The 21,997-nt window shown below is 41.9% G+C and carries 17 protein-coding genes; 4 read left to right on the top strand and 13 right to left on the bottom strand.

The genetic code is table 11. From position 1 onward, the window contains the following. Positions 1–88: 88 nt before the first annotated feature. Positions 89–1,753, top strand: a complete 1,665-nt coding sequence (locus tag CRO21_RS12785) for a sulfatase-like hydrolase/transferase (protein ID WP_097079705.1) — start codon at positions 89–91, stop codon at positions 1,751–1,753. 81 nt (positions 1,754–1,834) lie between these two features. Here CRO21_RS12785 and CRO21_RS12780 read toward each other — a convergent pair whose 3' ends face one another. Genes CRO21_RS12780 through CRO21_RS12755 form a run of 6 tightly spaced genes read right to left on the bottom strand, consistent with a single transcriptional unit; the run spans position 1,835 to position 8,399 of the window. Beyond that, positions 1,835–2,632: a 5'-nucleotidase, lipoprotein e(P4) family gene (locus CRO21_RS12780; RefSeq protein WP_097079704.1), complete on the bottom strand. Its 798-nt coding sequence runs from the start codon at positions 2,630–2,632 to the stop codon at positions 1,835–1,837. 33 nt (positions 2,633–2,665) lie between these two features. Continuing rightward, positions 2,666–3,241, bottom strand: a complete 576-nt coding sequence (gene pnuC / locus CRO21_RS12775) for a nicotinamide riboside transporter PnuC (RefSeq protein ID WP_097079703.1) — start codon at positions 3,239–3,241, stop codon at positions 2,666–2,668. Positions 3,242–3,259: 18 nt separating this feature from the next. After that, positions 3,260–5,458, bottom strand: a complete 2,199-nt coding sequence (locus CRO21_RS12770) for a TonB-dependent siderophore receptor (RefSeq protein WP_097079702.1) — start codon at positions 5,456–5,458, stop codon at positions 3,260–3,262. Continuing rightward, positions 5,458–6,330, bottom strand: coding sequence for a sulfurtransferase (locus tag CRO21_RS12765; RefSeq protein WP_097079701.1), 873 nt, complete (start codon positions 6,328–6,330; stop codon positions 5,458–5,460). Before CRO21_RS12765 ends, CRO21_RS12770 begins: the two co-directional genes overlap by 1 nt. Beyond that, on the bottom strand, positions 6,323–7,483 hold the full coding sequence (locus CRO21_RS12760) for a phosphotransferase enzyme family protein (protein WP_097079700.1): 1,161 nt from the start codon (positions 7,481–7,483) through the stop codon (positions 6,323–6,325). Before CRO21_RS12760 ends, CRO21_RS12765 begins: the two co-directional genes overlap by 8 nt. Further along, the gene (locus CRO21_RS12755; RefSeq protein ID WP_097079805.1) at positions 7,476–8,399 is read right to left on the bottom strand and encodes an ABC transporter substrate-binding protein; all 924 of its coding nucleotides are present in this window, start codon (positions 8,397–8,399) and stop codon (positions 7,476–7,478) included. Before CRO21_RS12755 ends, CRO21_RS12760 begins: the two co-directional genes overlap by 8 nt. Before the next feature lie 308 nt (positions 8,400–8,707). Between CRO21_RS12755 and CRO21_RS12750 the strand changes: the two genes are divergently transcribed. Then, positions 8,708–9,400 (top strand): GntR family transcriptional regulator, encoded by a 693-nt coding sequence (locus tag CRO21_RS12750; RefSeq protein ID WP_097079699.1) that lies wholly within the window; start codon positions 8,708–8,710, stop codon positions 9,398–9,400. 398 nt (positions 9,401–9,798) lie between these two features. On the opposite strand, the gene CRO21_RS12745 is transcribed toward CRO21_RS12750, so the two are convergent. The 4 genes from CRO21_RS12745 to CRO21_RS12735 all read right to left on the bottom strand — a co-directional run bounded on the left by CRO21_RS12745 (position 9,799) and on the right by CRO21_RS12735 (position 15,162). Continuing rightward, positions 9,799–12,231 carry a TonB-dependent receptor gene (locus tag CRO21_RS12745; protein WP_228150446.1) on the bottom strand — a complete coding sequence of 811 codons (2,433 nt, stop codon included), beginning with the start codon at positions 12,229–12,231 and terminating at the stop codon, positions 9,799–9,801. Between the two features lie 205 nt (positions 12,232–12,436). Next, positions 12,437–12,634 carry a hypothetical protein gene (locus CRO21_RS17625; RefSeq protein ID WP_213064426.1) on the bottom strand — a complete coding sequence of 66 codons (198 nt, stop codon included), beginning with the start codon at positions 12,632–12,634 and terminating at the stop codon, positions 12,437–12,439. Positions 12,635–12,707: 73 nt separating this feature from the next. After that, complete coding sequence (locus CRO21_RS12740) at positions 12,708–13,835, bottom strand: MFS transporter (RefSeq protein ID WP_213064425.1); 1,128 nt, start codon at positions 13,833–13,835, stop codon at positions 12,708–12,710. Beyond that, positions 13,822–15,162, bottom strand: coding sequence for an LLM class flavin-dependent oxidoreductase (locus tag CRO21_RS12735; protein WP_097079698.1), 1,341 nt, complete (start codon positions 15,160–15,162; stop codon positions 13,822–13,824). The genes CRO21_RS12740 and CRO21_RS12735 overlap by 14 nt, the downstream gene beginning before the upstream one ends. Before the next feature lie 197 nt (positions 15,163–15,359). On the opposite strand from CRO21_RS12735, the gene CRO21_RS12730 reads away from it, so the two are divergent. Next, a complete protein-coding gene (locus CRO21_RS12730; protein WP_097079697.1) occupies positions 15,360–16,025 on the top strand; it encodes a TetR/AcrR family transcriptional regulator in 666 nt (221 codons plus the stop codon). 214 nt (positions 16,026–16,239) lie between these two features. Here CRO21_RS12730 and CRO21_RS12725 read toward each other — a convergent pair whose 3' ends face one another. Further along, positions 16,240–16,641 (bottom strand): metal-sensitive transcriptional regulator, encoded by a 402-nt coding sequence (locus tag CRO21_RS12725; RefSeq protein ID WP_097079696.1) that lies wholly within the window; start codon positions 16,639–16,641, stop codon positions 16,240–16,242. Between the two features lie 542 nt (positions 16,642–17,183). On the opposite strand from CRO21_RS12725, the gene CRO21_RS12720 reads away from it, so the two are divergent. Beyond that, positions 17,184–17,390 (top strand): hypothetical protein, encoded by a 207-nt coding sequence (locus CRO21_RS12720; RefSeq protein WP_097079695.1) that lies wholly within the window; start codon positions 17,184–17,186, stop codon positions 17,388–17,390. Between the two features lie 490 nt (positions 17,391–17,880). Here CRO21_RS12720 and CRO21_RS12715 read toward each other — a convergent pair whose 3' ends face one another. Then, positions 17,881–19,590 (bottom strand): ABC transporter ATP-binding protein/permease, encoded by a 1,710-nt coding sequence (locus tag CRO21_RS12715; protein ID WP_097079694.1) that lies wholly within the window; start codon positions 19,588–19,590, stop codon positions 17,881–17,883. 87 nt (positions 19,591–19,677) lie between these two features. Further along, entirely contained in the window at positions 19,678–21,870 is a 2,193-nt protein-coding gene (locus tag CRO21_RS12710; RefSeq protein WP_097079693.1) for a TonB-dependent siderophore receptor, read from the bottom strand. Positions 21,871–21,997 lie beyond the last annotated feature (127 nt).

Raw genomic sequence — 21,997 nt, 5'->3', positions numbered from 1 at the left:
TAATAACAATGTCTATTGAATTTTAGCCTACCCCGCATTTCATTGATAAAACATTAATAGCCTCTATTGAATATGGAATATTATCGCTATGACACAACCAACAACGCAAACACCTCCGAATATTTTACTGATTGTTGCAGACGATTTGGGCTTTTCCGATATTGGTGCTTTTGGGGGTGAAATTCAAACCCCAAATCTGGATAAACTGGCATTGGCAGGCTTACGTTTTACCAATTTCCACACTGCATCAACCTGCTCACCGACACGCTCCATGTTATTGTCTGGCACAGACCACCATTTGGCCGGTTTGGGAACAATGGCAGAAGCCTTAACCCCTGAATTACAAGGGAAAGAAGGCTATGAAGGTGTTTTAAATCAACGGGTTGCCGCCCTGCCTGAATTGCTACATGATGCAGGCTATTACACGGTGATTTCCGGTAAATGGCATTTAGGCTTAACGCCTGAACACTTCCCGGCGAAAAAAGGCTTTGAACGCTCCTTTGCTTTATTGCCCGGCGCCGCCAATCATTATCTTTTTGAAGCAGATATCCCAGAAGAAAACATTCCCAAATTATTAAAATCCACCCGTGGTTTATATGCCGAAGGCGACCAGTTTGCAGAAGAATTACCCAAAGGTTTCTATTCTTCGGATTACTTTACCACGCGTTTACTGGAGTTTTTACAAGATGATACGGCACGACAAGATCGTCCGTTCTTTGCCTATCTACCATTTTCTGCACCGCACTGGCCTTTGCAGGCACCGCAGGAAAATATTGAAAAATATAAAGGCCTATATGATCAAGGTCCTGTCGCCCTACGGGCAGAACGTTTAAAACGCTTAAAACAATTACAGCTGGTTGATGATACCGTTACAGCCCATCCGATTCTGGCCAGAACGCCTTTTTGGGATAAACTAAACGATGAACAACGGGCAAAATCGGCCCGTACCATGGAAGTCTATGCTGGCATGGTTGACCGCATGGATCAGAATATTGGTCAGGTGCTGAATTATCTTGAATCCACACAGGAACTGGACAATACCATTATTATCTTCCTGTCAGACAATGGTGCCGAAGGTGCACAATTAGAAGCCCTTCCTGTTTTTGGTGGCAATCTAAACCAGATTATTGAGCAGTATTACGACAATAGCTTGGACAATATCGGACGAGCCAACTCTTATGTCTGGTATGGCGAACACTGGGCACAAGCCGCCACCGCACCGTCCCGACTATATAAAGCACATACCAGTGAGGGTGGTATCCGCACGGTTTCTTTTATCCATTATCCAAAGTTTGCACGTCAGCAACAGATCAGCCATGAATTTCTAACTGTGATGGACATTTTGCCCACCTTACTCGATTATCTGAATATTCAGCATCCTGTTACAGAATATAAAGGTCGTCAACTGGTGCCTTTACGCGGTGAATCCATCCTGCCTTATTTACAACAACAACAGGATCATATTCATGATGATCAGCATATTACCGGCTGGGAACTGTTTGGTCAGAAAGCATTACGAAAAGGCGACTGGAAAGCCTTGTTTATTCCTGCACCGAATGGACCGAATCGCTGGCAACTTTATGATCTGGCAACAGATAAAGGAGAAGTCAACGATTTGGCCGAGCAATATCCGGAAAAACTGCAAGAGCTTTTACAAGACTGGGCGACCTATGTGCGGGAAAATGGCGTGGTCGAAAATATTCCGACCCGACGCTTACTGCAAAATGAAAATGCAGAACCATTTGAAGTATAACAATTAATCCAAACCAAGCATCCGGAACTTTTATATGGAATAAATTTCCGGATTTTTTAGGACTTTAAATCAGATCTGGGTTTAATTTTCAGGTCTATCCATCTCGGTAAAAGCATCCTTACTCCATGCCCCATAACTGGTATTTGGCAACATAATCCAATCCTGTCCAAAGCGGGACTGATTTTTTTCAATCATTGCTTGTCTTTCTCTTTTGGACTGTTGCTGATTAAAATCCTGTGAAAAATCATGTAAGGTGTCGCCAATCAATAAGACAATTTGATGGTTTTGGGCAATCGATTGTCGACGTTGTTCCTTGCTTTTACCATAGAGTAAAACATGATCATTGCTAGCTTGGGGTAAGCCTAGGCGTTTTAAGCTATTAAGCGTAGCTGCACGATATTGCTCGGAACGATCAGACACATAAAAAATAGCCACCTGATGCTGTGATGCAAAGTTGAGAAAATCCAGACTGCCCGCAATCAATTTCGGCTGACCATTTTTCTCCCACTCACTCCATGTGGTCCACTCGGTATAGTCAATACAATGCTGAATATTGCTGACCAGAAAATCACTGTTATCCAGTACGGTTTCATCTAAATCGATGACAATTGCCAGATTTTTCACCTTGGGAGATCGGTCCAGAATATGCTGCAAGCGCAGTGTTGCAATCTGGTAAGCCTGCAATTGTAGCGCCTGTATCTCGGCAGATTGTTGCTGATATTTCAGGCTCATCTCATAGGCCTTGGCAGCACAAATGGTGGTTCCCTGCATGGAAAGATCGGCATGCGCAGAGATACACAATGTGCCTGTCAACAGAAGCATAAAACAGGATTTAAACCGCGTACCGAACATATGTGAAATCAGTTGAGTATATTGCATTGTATCTTTCCATTGGATCCTAATTTAACTGCATCATGTCACTGGACCATATGCAGCCTTTTGCATCTTATAGCGCCACATACGCCAGCCATTGAGCGCCAATAAGATAAAAATAAAGTATAAGAAGGAGGTGAGATATAAGGATTTACTCAGATACATGCAAACATACATCACATCAAGTACACACCATAAGGCCCAGCTTTCTATGTACTTTTTGGCGACCCAGAAACTCGCCACCAGACTAAAGGCGGCCAGCAAAGAATCCAGCCATGGTAATGCAGCATCTGTATAGCGATGGAATAAAAATCCGAGTAAAAGACCCGTGAATAAGCCCAGAAGCAAACTGCTTAACAATGTGGTTTTGCCAATACTGGATACACTATATTGACTGGACATTTTTTGGGTTGACCAGCTATACCAACCATAACACTGCAACAGAACAAATATCCCTTGCAGCATGGCATCGGCATAGAGTTTGACCTGATAAAAAATCATGACATAGAGCGCAACCGCAACAATATTGATGATCCAGCAAATACGATATTGCATTGATGTCAGCCATACGCCAAGCACATTCAAAATAAAGGCGCTGATCTCTAACTTTGTCATGGTGTATTTCTCTACCCCTTAGAAATTAAAGGCCAAAGAAAATTTTGCCGTACGGGGGCTGCCGAGAAACATATAATCATCGCCCATAAAGCCACCGACATCACGCCAGTATTTTTTATTCAAGACATTTTCGATATTGATGCGTAGTGTTGTGTCATAACCATATGGCTGAAAATTATAGGCAGCGCCGAGATCAAATACACTATATCCACCCACTTTTGCAGTGGCTTCTTTATTGGCAAATTTACTGCTGCTATATTGCACACCACCCAATAGCCGCAAGCCTTCCAGTTGTGGCACATCATAAGACAAATGTGTGGCAAATTTAACTTTGGGAACATTCTGGGTTTGATGGTCTTTGTATTGTGCGGTATCGATATCAACTAGTCTGGAACGAATATAGGCCAGACTGGAATTGAGTTTTAAGCGATCTGTAAGCTCGCCATTTAGAGCCAGTTCCACACCCGGATTATGCTGTTTACCTTCGGCAATAAAGGTCAATGAACCATCCGCTTCAGGTCGGGTATATTGATTGTCCTGACGAATATCAAATAATGCCGCCGTCAGTAGATAGTTACGAATCTGTTGTTTAATCCCGATCTCATACTGGGTTGAATTGACAGGCGCCAGAATCTGATCTTCATTTGAAGCATACCACGGTGCTGTACCGCCATCGGTCAAACCTTTGACATAGGACACATAGACGTTGGTGTCCTGCCATGGGCTATACATCAGTGCAGCCTGCGGCAAGAATTTATCGAGGTCGGTATGGCGTGTTTCAATATGCCCGACATCGTAGGCTTTTTCATCCAGATGCAGCCATTTCCCGCCGAGCAAGACTGACCATTGCGGATTGAATTCCAGTCGATCCAGTACAGTAAGTGCAATCTGTTTACTCTTTAAGGATTGATAGAACTCACCATTTGATGCCGATACCGGCGCATAATCAACCGTATCCTGATAAATATTGCCCGTACCAATCAGTTCGTTGACACCGTCATAGCGCTTACGTTGTTTATCGGTCTGGGTTAGATCCAGCATTAGATGATGCAGCACAGATCCTGTATTAAAGCTCCCATTTAAAGCCACTTTAAACTGATTGGTTTCCCGTGTGTCATCCGGATTACGATAGTCATAAATATCATAATAGCCTTTTTGATCGAAGCTATTACCCAAACCGGTATATTGACAAACATCACTATAACAGCCCCACGGGAAAGCCGTGTAATCATCAATCACCACTTTACTATGTGAAGCAGAGACACTGGCTGTCCAGTCTGCATTAAAAGCATACTGATATTTTAGACTACTGTTTAAGGCATGCGTGCTAACAGGTCTGCTCCAGCTTTGATAACCTAAAAGCCGATCCCAAACCAGATCATTGATTGCAGGTACCTTGCCATCTAGTAATTGGTAGCCGGGAGCAGAGCGTTGTCGCTGATATTGTGATTCCAGATCAAATTGAAGTTGCGATTGCTCATTAATATTCCAGTCCAATGCCAGCGAACCAAAATATCGCTTGCCATTGGTGTGCTCAACATAGGATTGAATATCTTCCACAGCCGCATTTATACGATAACCCAGTTGCTGTTCCTGACCGACAAAGCCGCCCAAATCCAATGCCAATGATATACCGGCATTGCTATCGGCATTGATGTTGATGGCACGAATATCCTTGGGACGTTTGGTCACATAATTGACCACACCGCCCGGGGTCGACATCCCACTTTGAATTGCCGATACACCCTTGAGAATCTCAACCCGTTCCTTATTTTCCAGCGCAATATTTTGCTCACCACGAATTGCCTGACCATTAAGCAAATAACTAGAGGCCAAGTCCAGAGCAAAACCACGCGACACAATATTGGGGTAATAACCTACCGCAGCATAGCCATCGCCGACTGAGGCATCATTCTTAATCACCTCGGTCAAAACTTTGGCCTGCTGGTCGGCAATCAAATCAGAAGTCACTGCTGTAATTGATGCAGGCACTTTAGTGATATCCTTGCTACCAAAACCTGCTATCTCCACCCGTTTACTGCCATAATTTTGCTGGTCATCGGTAGCGTAGACATGAATGGTTTCCAGCTGTTTGACCGCAGCAGCATCAACTTCTACTGCATAAAGATGAGAGCTCGTCATCATCAATAGTGAAGACGACATCACAGCTTGAAGGGTCTGGCTGAGTCGATGCGGTTTAAAATTTTGAATCTGCATTAGGGCGTACCTGTAACAAGTGGAAGATCGGAGATTTGTGCCCACTCTTGCAGCGAGCCATCATAAATGGATAAAGGTTGATCAGAAATCAGACGTATGGCAACTGCAAGCACACATGCCGAAATTCCCCCGCCACAATACAAAACATCTAAATCTTCATGCCATGACAACTGTTGTAGGGTATTTTTAATCTCATGATCGGAAATAAATTGATTGTCTGCCCCGATAAAAAGCCGTGCCGGAACATTAATGCTATTTGGAATGGCACCTCGACGGGCATAGCGTGTAATGCCTTGCCCCGTAAATTGCTCAGGTCCTAAAGCACACACCAACCCAGAAGACTGTTTGTGTGAACGCTGTTTGACCTCTTGCAGATCACACCAGTATCCATCCAGCGCAGTCACAGTGATATCACCAGACTGTATCGACGTTGGCGCATGGATTTGCTGCTGAACCGGATAACCAGCATTTTCCCATGCAGTCAATCCACCGTTTAAAATCCGGCTTTTAATGCCCAACGATGACAATACCCACCATAAACGTGAGGCCCAGATCCCGTCCTTGGCATCATAAACTACGATATCCGAATCCTGAGATAAGCCAAGCTGCCTTAAAAAATGCTGGGCAACTTGCGGCTCTGGTACAGCAAAGCTATAGCTCACATCAGGATTGCTAAAATCATGATACATATCAATATGCAGCGAATGCGGAATATGTTTTTTCTGCCAGCATGCCAATCCACTTTGCACACGATAATCGCCATCAAAAGCAGGCTTCTCCAGCAAAACCGTGGCATCAAGAATGAAAAAATGTTCTGTGCTAATACGCTGTAATTCATCACATTCAATTAAAATATTTTTACGGTTATACATGCTCACCTCGTGCGTGGATGATACGTTGTAGCTGTGCAAGAAAATCTTGTCCCTGTGCACTGACAAACCAATAGGTATGCTCAATCAAATAAGCATAAGCCGCCTTGGCATGCGTTTCATTGCGGGTAATTTCGACAAAATATTCCAGCTCATACAAGGCAAAATCGATATGTACCAACGGCAAAATATCCGACACAAAATCCAATTGCTCCAGATTCTCTCCAATTCGTACATAGCCACGTATAAATGCACACAAACCTTCAAAATCGATATGCAGATCATTGCCTTGATCTAGGGCCAGCCAGTCGATAAAGTTACGCTCAATCGCTACAGCAAAATCATAAGGAATCGAGGCCAGATCAGCCAAACCAAAATCAATCACCGCGGCAACTTCTGCCTGATCTGAACCATTACGCCACAACAGATTGGAAGCATGTAGGTCGTTGTGCGTCCAGATTTTTTTAAACTTGGGAAATTGTGCCAATAACGGTTGCTGTAAGCGAAGCAGTAAAGCCAGAAAATCATCGGATACCGGATACTGTGCAAAGTATTTAGATAAGGCAGGACTCTGCCGAATGCGATCTGCAAAAGCCTGTAAAATCGATGAACTTTCGATAATTTTCTGATTGGAAATCAAATATTGTGTGATTCTGGATTGATCCGGCAAAAAATCTGCAGCAGCCACATGCAGATGTGCCAATGCTTTACCTGCATGCAACGCATGTTGCGCAACAAAAAACGATTTCCATGACTGCTGATCGGCATAAATATCCTCACCCGGTACTTTCTCATACAGTTCATAAACCCAGTCATCCAGCGCTGTTGCCGTCCGCCCTTGAGCATTGCTAAAAATATGCGGCACAGCGACACCTTTACGTGCCAGATGTGCAATAAAATGATGTTCCTGCTGTAAGTCTGCAACGCTACGAAAGGAGTGGTGACTGCGTTTAAGCAAAAATTCGCCCTGTGCGCTGCGGATAATACTGGCTGATGAAAATGGTCTGGGACTATGCCAGATGATGTCCATTTCCCCTTGTAATACAGGATAATAAGGTTGAATACGCTTTAAATCTTCGGCATTGATATTGATCCAGTCTTTTGCTTCTAGATCGGTGCCCATGCCATGACCACAATGATCGTTTAGTTCAGGCATTGGCCACCTCGGTAATAAATCGGTTACTGGTCGCCTGCTGCCAGATGTGTGCATCATTTAAAATGCCATATTGCTGCAACCATGCTGCATATTCCTGATGAAAATCGGAATTTTGTATGCCCCATTGTTCGGAAGAAAACCAGGTTGTGGCGACTGCATTTAAAGATTTTTGAATCAATGCCCGTGGGAAATAAGGAATCACCTGTTCATAAATCGCAAGTGCCTGTTCCGGCTGAGATTGCAATGCCTGATAGCCTTGTTGCAGCGCCGCAATAAAATGACGAATTTGCTGATCAGATAACCGTGACTGCGCCTCATTAATACCCAAAAGATAACTATGATAATTCGGCGCACCGATTTGGCTAACCGGCCAGACAATCCGCTCGTCAGGATCAATCGGACTGTCCATTAATGCTTCCCAGACCCAGTAACCACCAAAACTTGCATGTGCATAACCTGCTTTTAAATCTGTCGGGGTATATTCCCGACTACCGGCATCGACCAAGATCACCTTATCAAAATCGCCGCCATCCTGTTCTACCAGATGTTTGATCATGGCCAGTCCACGCGGTGTCGGATTGAGTGCCAGTCGTTTATCTTCGAGATCTTTAGGCCGATGAATATTAAATTCACGCAAGCTTTGGATCGATTCCAGTCCGGTATGATTAATCGCCGCAATCCCCAATAAAGCTTGCCCCTGTTCACGGCGCACAAATAAACGGTTGGTTGGAAAAATCGCGAAATCCACGGCCTGTTGATGGAGATATTCCAGTGCATCGCCTCTGGCCGGATCAGTCACAATAAATTCCACATCCAGACCATATTGCGCAAACAAACCTTGTTCGCGCGCATAATAAAATCCGGCAGAATTTGGCCATGGATGAAAATATTCAAGTGCAACTTTAATCGAGGACATCACAACAACCCTTAAAAACAATGCAGAAAAACTATAAGATTTCATTGGTACATACCAATAAAATTTTAAGATTTATATATCCGTTTTTTATATAACACGATGTATATTACAGCTTTAATCATATTATTCCACCATTCTAACCAACTAAAAATATTGATAAAAAATAATAAATTGAGATCATCCTATAAAAGTAATTATTGCAAAGGTCTTTCGTCATGCGCCTGTTAAAACGCTAGCGTTGACTCGACTTTTTCTTTACTATCCTTATGCAATTGATTTAAATTTTCCAAAATCCTAGAAGTCCAGACATGCGCTATTTAGACGTTCAAAAACAACTTGAAAATGATTTACAGCACTACAGCGATCATCAATTATTGCCTTCTGAACGCAATCTATCCGAAAAATATCAATGTTCAAGAGAAACCTTACGCAAAGCACTGGAAAATTTACGCACAGAAGGAAAAATTTTTAAAAATAAAAATATTGGTTGGCTGATTAACCGACACAAAATTAAATATGATCTGAAATCAACACTGGGGTTTAGCGATTATACGACCCAACAAGGCTTTGCACCCACAACACAAATATTATCTAGCACAATTATTCCGGCAACCACACAATTGCTTGATATTTTTGGCCTAGATCAGGAAAATCTGCAATTTATTGAAATTGTGCGATTAAGGTTTATTCATGATATTCCGGTACTGCTGGAATATAATTACCTTCCCTATCAGCAGTTTGCAAATCTACTGCAATATGATTTAAGTCAGTCGATTGTCCATATTGTAGAAAATGATTTTGCGATTCATTATTCGTCAAGTCAGATTTCGATTAAATATTCTCATATTGCCAATGAAGAAAAAAATCACTTGCTGATTCCAGCGCATCAATCGGCAGTAAAAATCGAACGTATTTCAAAATCGCAGGATCAGGTGATTGAGTTTGATATTGAGATTTGGCGAGATGATAAAGTGGAATTATTGTTGGAAATACAAAATTGATCGGCATTCTATGTAGGGTCTGTTGACATTTCGTCTATGATTGCGACAGTGGTTGTTTTTTAGGCAATACAAGGCATGAATAGTGAAATTTAGTTATTCTAAATGAACTATTCATAACGCAGTAGTGTCAAAAACAACCCTGTCCCAAAGGGTTGTGGCTAAAATTCCCCCATACGTCGTTACAAAGCTCGACAAGGGAATAGCCATTGCCTTCGCTTTGTCTTGCGGAGTACACTCCTCATCTGAAGAAATTTTAGCCTACAACGCAATCCATTTATCAAATGTCAACAGACCCTAATATATATAAAATTTAATGGGGTTTAATTCAGGGAAAATCTACGCATACCGATCCTGTCAGGCAAACTGGATATCCTATTTGCCTGACAGTCCTTGAGTTCTTAAAAATTATACCGCAGGCTGGCACCAATGGTTCTTGGTTGTGCCGCAGACCCAGCATACATGCCATTGCCAGAATTAACCAATCCTAGAAAATAATGTTTATCTAGCGCATTTTTCGCCCATAGAGACAAATCAATTTCATTATCGCCATGTGGAATACGTAAACCCGTGGTTAAATTCAATACACCATAACTCGGGATTTTGGAATATTCGGAATTATTGACATCAGCATAGGTCTCGGAACGCCAGCCATAGTTGATCAGGCTATAATGTTTGCTATTGGCCAACACATCATGCTGGTGCTGTAGCGTCACATTGGCAGTCCAGCGTGGTGCGCCATTGACCCGATTGCCTTTAATATCCCGATAACCTTTGCCATAACCACTGTCATTGGTGCCACCCGGACCATTAAAGACTTCAAATGGTGTTGGTGCCGTACCATTATCAAAGGTGGCATCGGTATAGGCTGCGTTAAAATTCAAACTTAAATTGCGTGTCGCCTGTGCTTTGAAATCAACCTCAATACCTTTACTGGTCAGGTCGCCAACATTGGTGAGCAAGCCAATATATTGATTGCCAATTGCAGTATTGGTGACCGCCTGATAATCCTTAAGTTTGGTGATAAAGGCATTGATATTGGCATAAATACGATTGTCCAACCACGAAGTTTTTAAGCCTAATTCAAAATTCTGCGCTTTTTCAGGTTCGATCTTGAGTGAATCATTACCCAAAATTGCAGCCGGTGTCGCTACGCTATTGATATTAAAACCACCGGATTTTTCCCCGGTCGAATAGGTCGCAAATCCCAGTATATTGGGATTAAACTGATAACTGGCTGTGACTAACCCAGCAATACTGTTATCACGATGGGATAACTCACCCGAATGATAGCTTTGAAATAAAGGACTTATCACTGCATGAACTGCCGGATTAATTTCGGATTGGTTGACCTCTCCGGTTTTTTTCTCCGAGGTATAACGTAGCCCTGTAGTTAAATCAAATTGATCATTGACATGCCAAGTCGATTGACCAAAGGCAGCATAACTATGCGTTTTGGCTTTTCCTAAACCTTCCAATTCAGCATTATTTGGATAGGCTGTGGTCAATGCCAATGCACTGCCGCCGGTTTGATAGGTATTACGACTGTCAATATTTTGATAGAAATAATAAGCACCCACCACATAATCAACTGCACCGCCTGTTGGTGACGCCAGACGAATTTCCTGTGAAAACTGATCCTGTTCGACCTTAAAACCACCGGTAATACCAGCCAGTCGGCTAAAGTCTAGATCGTTTTTAGGACTAAAATTCCAGTCACGCCATGCCGTAATTGAGGTCAGTTTATAGCCGTTTAACTGCCAATTCAGCTCTGCAGATACAGCACTTTGGTCAATTTTTGCCTGCTGCTCGGCATCAAAATCCACTTTATAATCATATGGATTGCGGGCGATATTTTTTGCACCCAACCAAGTCGCACGATCGGCAAAGGTAGTAGCATTTGAACCCGTTACCCCTACAGGTAAATAACTTGCAGGACTGCCTGTCGGATTCCAAGGTGCAAAGCTATAGGGCACCAAAGAGCCGGTACTGGAATCTTCCCGATTATGCTCGGCAATCACCCGCAGGCTCAATTCATCACTGGGTTGGAACAGCAATTGCCCTCTTAGCCCATAACGATCAATTTCATTGAGGTCCTTACCATTATAGGTATTTTCCAACCAGCCATCATCATGTGTGCCATAGCCAGACAAACGTACTGCTACTGCATCGGAAAGCGGCTGATTCCATGTACCCTTCAGCTGTTTGTAACCGCGTTCACCTGCCGAAATTTCAACATTGCCCTCCTGATAAAATACAGGTTGTTTGGAAGTAATATTGAGTACCCCAGCTGTGGTATTTTTCCCAAATAATGTGCCCTGTGGTCCACGCAATAAATCCACCTGCTCAATATCAAGCAAATCGAATACTGCCTGTCCGGGACGCCCCAGATAAACATTGTCCAGATAAATCCCGACACTGCCTTCTAGCCCTTCATTGGCCGTATTGTTACCAATCCCACGCACAGCCACACTGGATTGACGTGCATGAATAAACTGTGAGGTAAAATTCGGCAACTGTTGCTGTAAATCCTGCACCTGATAAATCTTGGCTTCTTCCAGTTGTTTACCTTTAATCACGGTAATGGGTGCCGGGACATTTTGCTCTGCTTCTGCACGGCGGCGAGCTGTCACCACCACCGTTTCAAGTTGAATGACCTCATCTACCGCAGTCGTTTGAAGCTGAGAGCCCGATGACGACTGCCCCTCCTCTATCGTATCCTGTGCCCAAGACCATGCCGATGCTGTACTTAGCGCAATGGCCAAACTGGTCAATGTAAATACCCGACGCTGTTGTACGATGTTCAGGTATTTTCCCCGCATAAAATGTTTCATGATGCTAACCTCAATTTAAATGTTTAATCTCAACAATAATTTTTAAAGACACAGGTCACCTGAGAAAGAAAGCTATGCTTCTTCCGCGACGTGCCACTTTAGAACAGCGATTTAAATCAAAATGAGCGTCAACATCGTGCTGACGCATTGTCCCAACGAATGAAAATTGTGATAAGACCTGTATTAAACAGCAAAATTAATCTATTCATGCCGCCTCCAGTGGGTAGCGTTCTACCCGGGCAAAATCTTTGCGGTAATAACGCAAGGCAAATAAAATCAGCACGGTTGCCAACACACCACTCACCAGCGGTAAAACGGTTAAAGCCACCGTTAAACCGAAACGATCCGACAATAATCCAGCAATAAAAGGACCGGGAATCGAACCCAATAAATGAATGGTCATCACCGATGTGGTCCCCGATAATGCGCGTGCCGATGGACTGACCAATTCCTGCGTTAGACTAAGCGGTGCCGAACTACAAAAAAGTCAGCAAGGCGCCCGCCACAATAATCAAAGCAAATTGCAGCCATAAACCACTCACCAAGCTAAATGCCAACACATACAAGAGCGTAGCCAGCGCATAACCAGCTGCGGCAATATATAATTTTGAGCTGGGATATTTTTGTGTCAGGCGATCCATCACCCAGCCACCCAATGGCAAAGTCACGATGCCGATCAGTAAAATGGAACTGGTCAGCAATGAGGCAGTTGCCAATTCAATTTGATGAACACGATGTAAATAACTGGGCAGAAAAAAAACAATCGGCACCCATTGCAGGGTTGCCATTGCAGCAGCAAGATAGGTCAATAATAAAGAAGGGGTTTGGCGAATAGAGTGCCAGTTTTGCCGAATCACTTGCCGATGGGTCAATTGCTGCACCATTGCTGACGATGCTGAATCCAAAGCCTTTCCAGCAAAAACCTGTGCAGGCAAAGGTATAGGCAAAATCGTACGATAATCCCGCCCTTTATATAGCAATAAAGCAATCACAATACCAGGAATCGCCATCACACCCAGCGCATAACGCCAGCCAAAATGCTGTGCAATCAAGCCACCTAATGCAATACCGATCGCCATACCAATCGGTTGACTGGCTGAAAACAATCCCAATGCCAATTGCAAACGCCGATGCGGAAAAGCTGCACTAATCCACGCATACGATGCCGGTGCATACGCTGCTTCACCTGCACCTACCAACAATCGGGTGGCTGCAAGTTGTGAAAAGCTTTGTGTAATAGCACCTGCAGCCGAAGCAATCCCCCAGAAAATTCCCATTAAACTGGCCGTCTTAATGCGCCGCCAACGATCAATGACAATCGACACAGGAAAAGCAAACAGCACCATGCCGATGGTTAAAATGGAACTTAAAAAACCCGCCTGCGCATCATTAATCGCCCAATCACGCTGGATATAAGGTAGTAGACTGGCAATAATCATACGATCGGCAAAATCAAATACCATCAACAGACATAACAGGGCAAAGACCCAAACCGTTGCCTTACGCCCAAACAGATAATCTTGAGCAGTGATGTCTGTATTGGGTTGATCCCGTTTCTGGTGGCTATCAACATCCACCTGCCTAGGCGCATTATGCGGACGCATGATATCGACTCCGTGGACGTGCCAAGCCCAAATGTTCACGCAAGGTGTGTCCTTCATATTCCGTTCGATATAAGCCGCGTTGTTGCAAGATCGGTACAACCTGATCAACAAAAATCGTTAAATCCTGCGGAAAAGTCGGTGGCAAAATATTAAAGCCGTCTGCCGCACCCTGCTCAAACAAATATTGCAGTTCATCGGCAATATCTTCTGCTGTACCAATCAAGATACGATGCCCTCGTGCCCCTGCCACTTTCTGATATAACTGACGAATGGTTAAGTTTTCACGTTTTGCCACCTCAAGAATTAATTGTTGCCGACTTTGCCAGCCTTCTGTGATAGGAAAATCCGGTACCGGATCATCAATTGAGTATTGGCTTAAATCGATATTGCCAATAAATGCCGACAACAGTGAAATACCAATTTCCGGATCAATTAAGGACTGTAAATAATCAAACTTTTGCTGTGCCAGTTCTCTGGTTTCGGCAATCACAGGCATGATGCCCGGCATGACCTTGACCGCATCAGGGTCACGTCCCGCTTTGGCAACACGCTGTTTAATATCCTGATAAAATGCTTTTGCACCTTCAAATGTCTGCTGTGCTGTAAAGACAATTTCAGCAGTTTGTGCAGCAAGATTTTTACCATCTTCCGAAGAACCTGCCTGTACAATCACCGGATAGCCTTGTACTGGCCGTGCCGATTGTAAGGGACCTGCAACCGAAAAATATTGACCGCGATGATTTAAATAATGCAATTTTTCCGGGTCAAAAAAATTGCCGGAATCCTGATCAAACAAATATGCATCATCATCCAAGCTATCCCATAAACCCTTCACCACATCGACATATTCCCGAGCTTTTTGATAACGCTCCAGATGCGCAGTCTGAGTCTCCAAATCAAAATTTTTGGCTTCAAAATCGGTACCGGATGTCACCAGATTCCAGCCCGCCCGTCCGCCACTTAAATGATCTAGAGAAGCAAATAACCGAGCCAGATGAAAAGGTGGTAAATAACTGGTCGAAATCGTGCTAATCAGCCCAATATTCTCTGTCACTTGTGCAATCGCAGATAAAACTGTAAGTGGCTCCCAAAAATAAGTCGGTGCGCCTTTGGCCAGTAATTGAGGATCTATTTGCGGCCAACCCAGACCATCAGCAAAAAAAATCGCATCAAATTTGCCCCGTTCGGCAATTTGCGCCAGATGCTTTAAGTGTTCCAGACGGGTTGCATTTTTGGGATCAACATCCGGATGTCGCCATGCTGCCAGATGGTGGCCAACACTTTGTAAAAAAGCCCCCAGCTTGATTTGTCGTTTGGAATCTGTCATGTGTATGCCTTCATTTTATTTCTATTTGGGTTCACTTCACTTTAAAATTAAGTGAACGGTATCGTTTACTTATTGCTTAAATTAAGGGATTGGCATTAAAATAAAAAATAATTAATCACGATATTGTTATTCTTGATTGAGATATAAAATGCGGCTAATCCAGCTAAGATCTTATTTTTATTCACCGAATTGAGAAAATGAACAGTCTTCAAAACGCCCTCAAAGCTTCATCAAACCGTAAAAAAACAGTTTCAGGCAGGCCCAATCGTCAGGATTCCGAAGTGCTGCATGAAAATTTACTGCATATCGCCACGGAGCATTTTTTAGCATTTGGGTTTCAGGGGGCGAGTATTGAAGGCATTGCAAAAAGTGCCCAGGTGTCAAAACTCACCATTTATCGACAATATCAGAATAAACAAGGGCTTTTTTTGGCGGTGCTAGAATCTTATGTGCAGCAATATATTCAGGATCTGGAACACACACTGAGTGATAAAGAGATCAATCCGAAGAATCTATTGGCTTTGGGCGTATTTATTGCCGGTAGATGGCTTGATGCACACAATATTGGGCTGGCACGAATTGTCATTGCCGAAATGAATCGTATTGAAGGACTGAGTCAGGTGATTAATCCTTTAATGCAGCAATCCCGTGCACCTGTTGAAAATTTTCTCAAACGGTTAAACGATTTACCTGATTACACCATTGAAAATATTCAGCTTGCGACCATACAGTTTATCCAGCTCAGTGTACTGGGACATTACTATTTTTTACGTGATGATAGCCATCTCCCTAACCCCGAGCAGTTACAGCAACACGTTCAAGCTGCGGTACAATTATTTTTAAATGGCTGTAAAAACGCATAGCCGGAATTTCAACTTGGAAGAAAAGTAAAAAACTAGGCTCAGGAGCGTTTGATTGGTACATCTTGAATCATAATGATTCATCAAAAAATACTTGTTTTTCAATGCTGGAAATCTAGAGATCGTTTAACCTTTAGGACTAAAGTCCAAATTTCTAAATTCCAGCAAAATATTCTTTTTTATACCGAATCTTTGAGCAAATGAGGCATGCATTTTATCAACGCATTTTTTTAATGATATTTAATAATTCTGTTATGGCGTCTTCCCCACCATCTTCTAATACCGCTTTACGCACACAGCCGTTAGTATGATCTGCCAATAATTGGGTGGATACGGCATCAAGTGCAGAACGAACCGCAGAAATTTGGGTTAAAATATCAATACAATAGCGATCTTTTTCCACCATACGAGAAACACCGTTGACTTGCCCCGCAATACGGCTCAGACGATTCAAAATCGCTTTTTTATGGGGTTGGATCACGATTTTACCTGCATCATCCACAATTTGCTGATCGGCACAGTGTACACACTGTACAGCTGGGCTAGACTGCTTGATTGCCACATCATGCTCAACCTCAGACGCTTGTTTCACTTTTCGGGTTCGTTTAACAGTTGCCATTGAATCTTCCAAATCAGCCTATCGCATTGCACTTCGATAAAATAAAGTACGCTCTATAATTATTATTACATTAGTGGTTGTAGAAGTCTATTTTTCAAGATCTTAGTTGTGACTGCGCAATCATTCAAGGAGATAAAATGCTCTATTCTATTTTGTTATAATAGAAGTTAAAAAGTCATTTTAATCAGGCCAATTACTTAATCAACATCATCATCTGTGATATAAATTTTTACCGACTACTCTTATATACTTAATTGATTTAATATCTTTTGCTTTCCCCACTAAAATTGCTTTAATTAATTTCCTTCCCACCTCAAAAAATACAATCAAACTACAAGATAGATTTATTCAAAAAAATCGTATCCATATAATTTTTAAATATACCTCTTTAACATACTTATATTTTTAAAAAATATAAGTATGTTAAAATAAAAATAACAAAAATCTGAAATTCAGAACATTAGTTTGAATTATTATAGAGTGCTTAATTTCATATTTTTAGTTATATCATTTTTTGATTTATCGCCATAAGGAAACCCATCATGATTTACAAAGCAATTTTAACCACCAGCATCGCATTGGCAGGTCTAACGACAGCCTATGCACATGAAGATAAAAAAGCACATAGCCATGATACGCATGCCGGCCAACACGAACATGCCGCGCATACTGACCACAAACAAAGCTCAAATAAAGACAATAAAAACAAAGATAAACCAAAGGCAGAAACCAAGCAAACACAAAAATAATCATCAACCAGTTGTCTTCAACCAAGCTATGGTTATAGTGGTGGTTTCGTTCTATGTGTTTTCGACAAGCTTCTTTAACTATCTAGTAGAGTTCCTGTACTGGATAGTCTTACGTTCTATCATACATAACGATATGTAATTAAGAACATTTTTTCTATTTATTGATAAAATAATGAACCATAATAAAATATAAATATATACGTCAATCTCAACTTTAATTTATTATCAATTGATCAACAAATAATCTAAAATTGTTAATTTTACACAAATATTGCTCGCATCACCGCCTTTGGTAACTCGGCGAGTGGGTGAGAGGCACTGCATCGCAAGGGGGGCATAGGCAACCAAAATTGCAAAAACATAAGATTATTAGTATTTTAGTGAAAAATGATATTCTTAAATAAGTTGAGATGGGCATAATATATACTAAGTCCTTGTATATATAGACTCAACTTATTTAAAATTAAATAAGATTTTATCACCATTAAATTCAATATTTAATATCTGATGCATTTTCCCTATTTTCATATTCAGAAGCCCTATTTATTTTCAAAGTATTTTGGTGAAAATCTTGTAAGTTCTGATGATGTGCAATACTGATTACGGTAGTATTGGGCAATAATGCCATTAATAATTGATAAAGATTTTTTTCATTATCTATATCTAGTGCTGATGTTGCCTCATCCAAAAATAAATAATCTGGTCGATGCAATAATACCCGAGCAAATGCCAGACGTTGTTGCTCGCCACCCGATAAACGTTTTTCCCAGTAATCCGTCTGATTTAACTGGGCAGTCAAATGTGATAGATTTACCTGATTCAGAATTGTTTCACAATCTTGATCTGAAAATTGTGTATCTGTTTCTGGATAGCTTAAGGCTGCTTTTAAAGTGCCATAAGGCAAATAACTTTTTTGCGGTAAAAATAACATTGTCCCGCCGACAGGCAGACTAATTTTCCCCTGACCATATTCCCAAATGCCCGCCAAAGCCCGCAAGAACGTACTTTTTCCGACACCAGAAGGCCCCTGAATTAACCAACGCTCACCCGATTGAATCTGTGTATCAGGAATATTCGATAGCTTTTGTCCATCCGGTTTACTCAGAGTTAGACTTGCTGTTTTCAAACTTTGATCATGACTCTGGGTCATTTCAATATTTTGTGAAACAGGCTGATTTAAGGCATAATCAAATTCTTGCAAACGACGTAACACCGCTCTTAATTCGGCCAGTTCTTTAAAATTAAAAATAAACCATGACAAAGCTTGCCTTAAACGGTTAAACGCAAGTCCAACCTGCATCACTTCACCAATACTAATCTTTTTGGCAAAGTACTGAGGAATCACCAAAAAATAAGGCAGATATGCACCCACCTCTATGTACAATTTTTCGGTAAATTCAATTCGTTTGGTATAGGTCATCAAACCACGCCAGTTCTTTTTGACTGATGCAAAAGAATCCTTTAAGCGACGATTTTCTGTTTTCTCCCCTTTATATAATGCAATTTGTTCCGCATTTTCACGAATTCGCATCAATAAATAACGAAAATCTGCTTCAAATTTTTGTTGTAAATATCCTAGCCCCACGATTGGTCGACCAATTTTTTCCATTACAATTGAACCCAGAATTGCATAGATAATTCCAAGCCAAAGTAAGATGCCAGGAATCGAAACTTCATGTCCGCCAATATTAAACTGCCATGCATCTGAAATACTCCAGACCACAATGCCATAAGAAATCAAGTTCACTACGTTTTTGATCAAGCCAGTAAATAAATCCAAGCTTTTATTGGCAAGCCAACTGAGATCTTCTGAAATACGTTGATCCGGATTATCTGTCGATCGTTTTTGCTCAATATGGTAATAATGATGATCTGCCAACCACTGATGAACAAAGACATTTGTGGTCCATGCCCGCCAGCGTATTTCCAATAATTGTTTTAAGTAGATACTGGAAACGCTGGCAAAAAGACTGATGCTGACTAAAATTAACAAGGTTAACATCAAAGGCATAATCGCGCTGCGATCATAAACAGCGAGTGCATCAAAGAAATCACGATTCCAGTAAGTAAGCCTGACAACAGCATAAATTGTGATGATATCAAGTATAACCACCAGCGCCAGTAATCCTCGCGCACTCCACTTTTCTTCCGAAGACCAGTACGGACCAATTATTTGCCAAGCAGTTACTGGCATTTTCATAAATATACTCTTTTCATTTTCACAGCGACAAGATCAAACACCATCAAGGATATAGGCTGTTCCACGTGGAACAGCCTATATAGACAATTAATATTTAAAGCGTAATGACAGGGTGAAATTACGTGGCGAACCATAAATATTATAGGTATTGGTACCCCCAGTACTGGCATAATATTTTTTATCGGTCAGATTCTCGGCATTCAAAGCAATAGTCAAATTTTTATTAACTGGGTAACTGGCTGCTGCACCTATCAAGGTGTAGCCACCTTGTTTACGATCCAGTTGTGTGCCACGACTGCCTGCATAATCACTCACCGCATTGACACCCACACCCAGTTTTAAGCCAGCCAGTGTTCCATCCGTAATGCCATAATGGCTCCAGAGTTTAAAGCTGTTTTCCGGTTCTGCGGTACTAATTGGTTTTCCTTCCAAACTCGCATGAGTTAAAAACTTGTTAGTAAAGTATGTATAGCCTGCGGTCAAATTCCAGTTGGGTAAAGGACTGCCACTAATTTCGGCTTCTATACCTTTGCTTTCCACTTCCCCAGCAGCGATATAGACCGTTTCATTTGGACGATCAGGATCACGGAATGAGCGATTGACATCATTAAGTTTAAACGCTGCAATCGAAGCATTTAATTTATCCTCAAAAAATGCACCTTTTACACCAATCTCAAATTGCTCTCCAACCCGAGGTTTTAGGGTTTCACCAGAAAATGTTTTGACACTTTGTGGAATAAAGATATCGGAATAACTCCCATACACAGAAATTTTTGGGTTAATTTCATAAACAATGCCTGCATATGGCGTAAATTCGCCTGTTTCTTTTGTTCCTGTTTCCCAATCTGTAAGAGCAGACGGTGCAATACCCCGACTACTGGTTTTATAATCACTAACACGTCCCCCTAATACCAGCGTCACTGGATCAATCACTTTCAAACGTGCTTGTGTATAAAGCCCACTTTGTACGGTTTTATCCGCTGCACCGCTGGTATGAGGAATCGATGGCTTGGCAATGGCTTCAGGATTAAACAAGCTTACATTAGGATACCGGTCTGTTGTCGATCCCCAGGTATTATCTACTGTATAATAATCATAATTATAGCCAATTAAAAAATTGTGCTCTCGATCAAATAACTGGAATGGACCACCCACATAAAAATCAAGGGCTTTACGCTTATATTGATAATTTTCGTCCCAAGCTCGTGCATATTCTAGTGTCCATGTTTCGGGATCAACACCACTCCAAGCATAGGTATCAATATAGTCAAATTCTCGTTTTAGATAACGCGCTTTGGCTGTCGCTGTCCAGCCATTTGCCAGTCGATGTTCAATCGCAAATACCGACTCATTGGTTGTACTACCACTATTTGCCCAGTCCGGTGTTGGGTTGACAGAACGGTCAATGTCTAATAATGCACCCGTCACTTTATTGGCAGGTAAACCATAATAAGAGGCATCGGTATCATTCTTTTGTGCCGAATGGGTCAGGGATAATGTGGTTTGATCGGTCAGATCATATTCCAGTACACCATACCCAACAAATTTACGCTGATGTGTCTTGTCATAAAAGAAATCCTTATCCTGAGCTACACCCACAAAACGTCCTCTCAAACTTTTATCCGCATTTAAAGGACCGGTAATATCAATTTCCCCACGATAATTATCCCAGCTACCACCACTCACTGCGCCACTTACAGCAAATTTACTTAGCGGTTTTTTGGTCACCACATTCACTGTTCCACCGGGATCACCACTCCCGCTCAGTAAGCCTGCTGCGCCGCGTAACACTTCTACCCGATCGTATACAGCCAAATCAAATTGCTCGGCACCACTTAAACCACTTACCACAGGAATACCATCAATCGCAGCATTCAGGCTATACCCCCGTGCTCTATACTGACTCTGGGAGGAATCATTTGGAATAACAGTAACGCCTGTAACGGTACGCAATGCATCTTCCAATGAGGTTAAATTCTGGTCTTCAATCCGCTGCCGAGTTACGACAGATACAGATTGCGGAATATCTTTAAGTTCTACCGGGAGTTTTGAAGCAATCGTTGTTTTACTGGGAATATAAGCGGTTGTTTGCTCTGTTCTATTGCTTCCCCACACTGTAATGCCCGGCAATTGAATCGAATCAACTTCATCATCAGAATCGGTCACGTCTGCTGCTAGGCTTGCCTGAAATGGCAACAGCAAACTGGTCAGCACTGCTACATTCAACACCCTAAGCGAAAATTTCTTTGGCCGAATAACCCACAAGTCTAAATCAATCATATACCCTATACCTGTATAAAATAATTTAATACAAGAAACTGTCCTGTATTATTTAATCTAATAAATTCATAAACTAATAAGTAAATCATCATCAATGACGTACTAAAAACAAATGAATCGTAAAAGT

The organism is Acinetobacter puyangensis, assembly GCF_900096995.1.
GTDB classification, from domain to species: domain Bacteria; phylum Pseudomonadota; class Gammaproteobacteria; order Pseudomonadales; family Moraxellaceae; genus Acinetobacter; species Acinetobacter puyangensis.
Note: the sequence above shows the minus strand (reverse complement) of the source record. Positions and strands in the feature narration are given on the sequence as shown.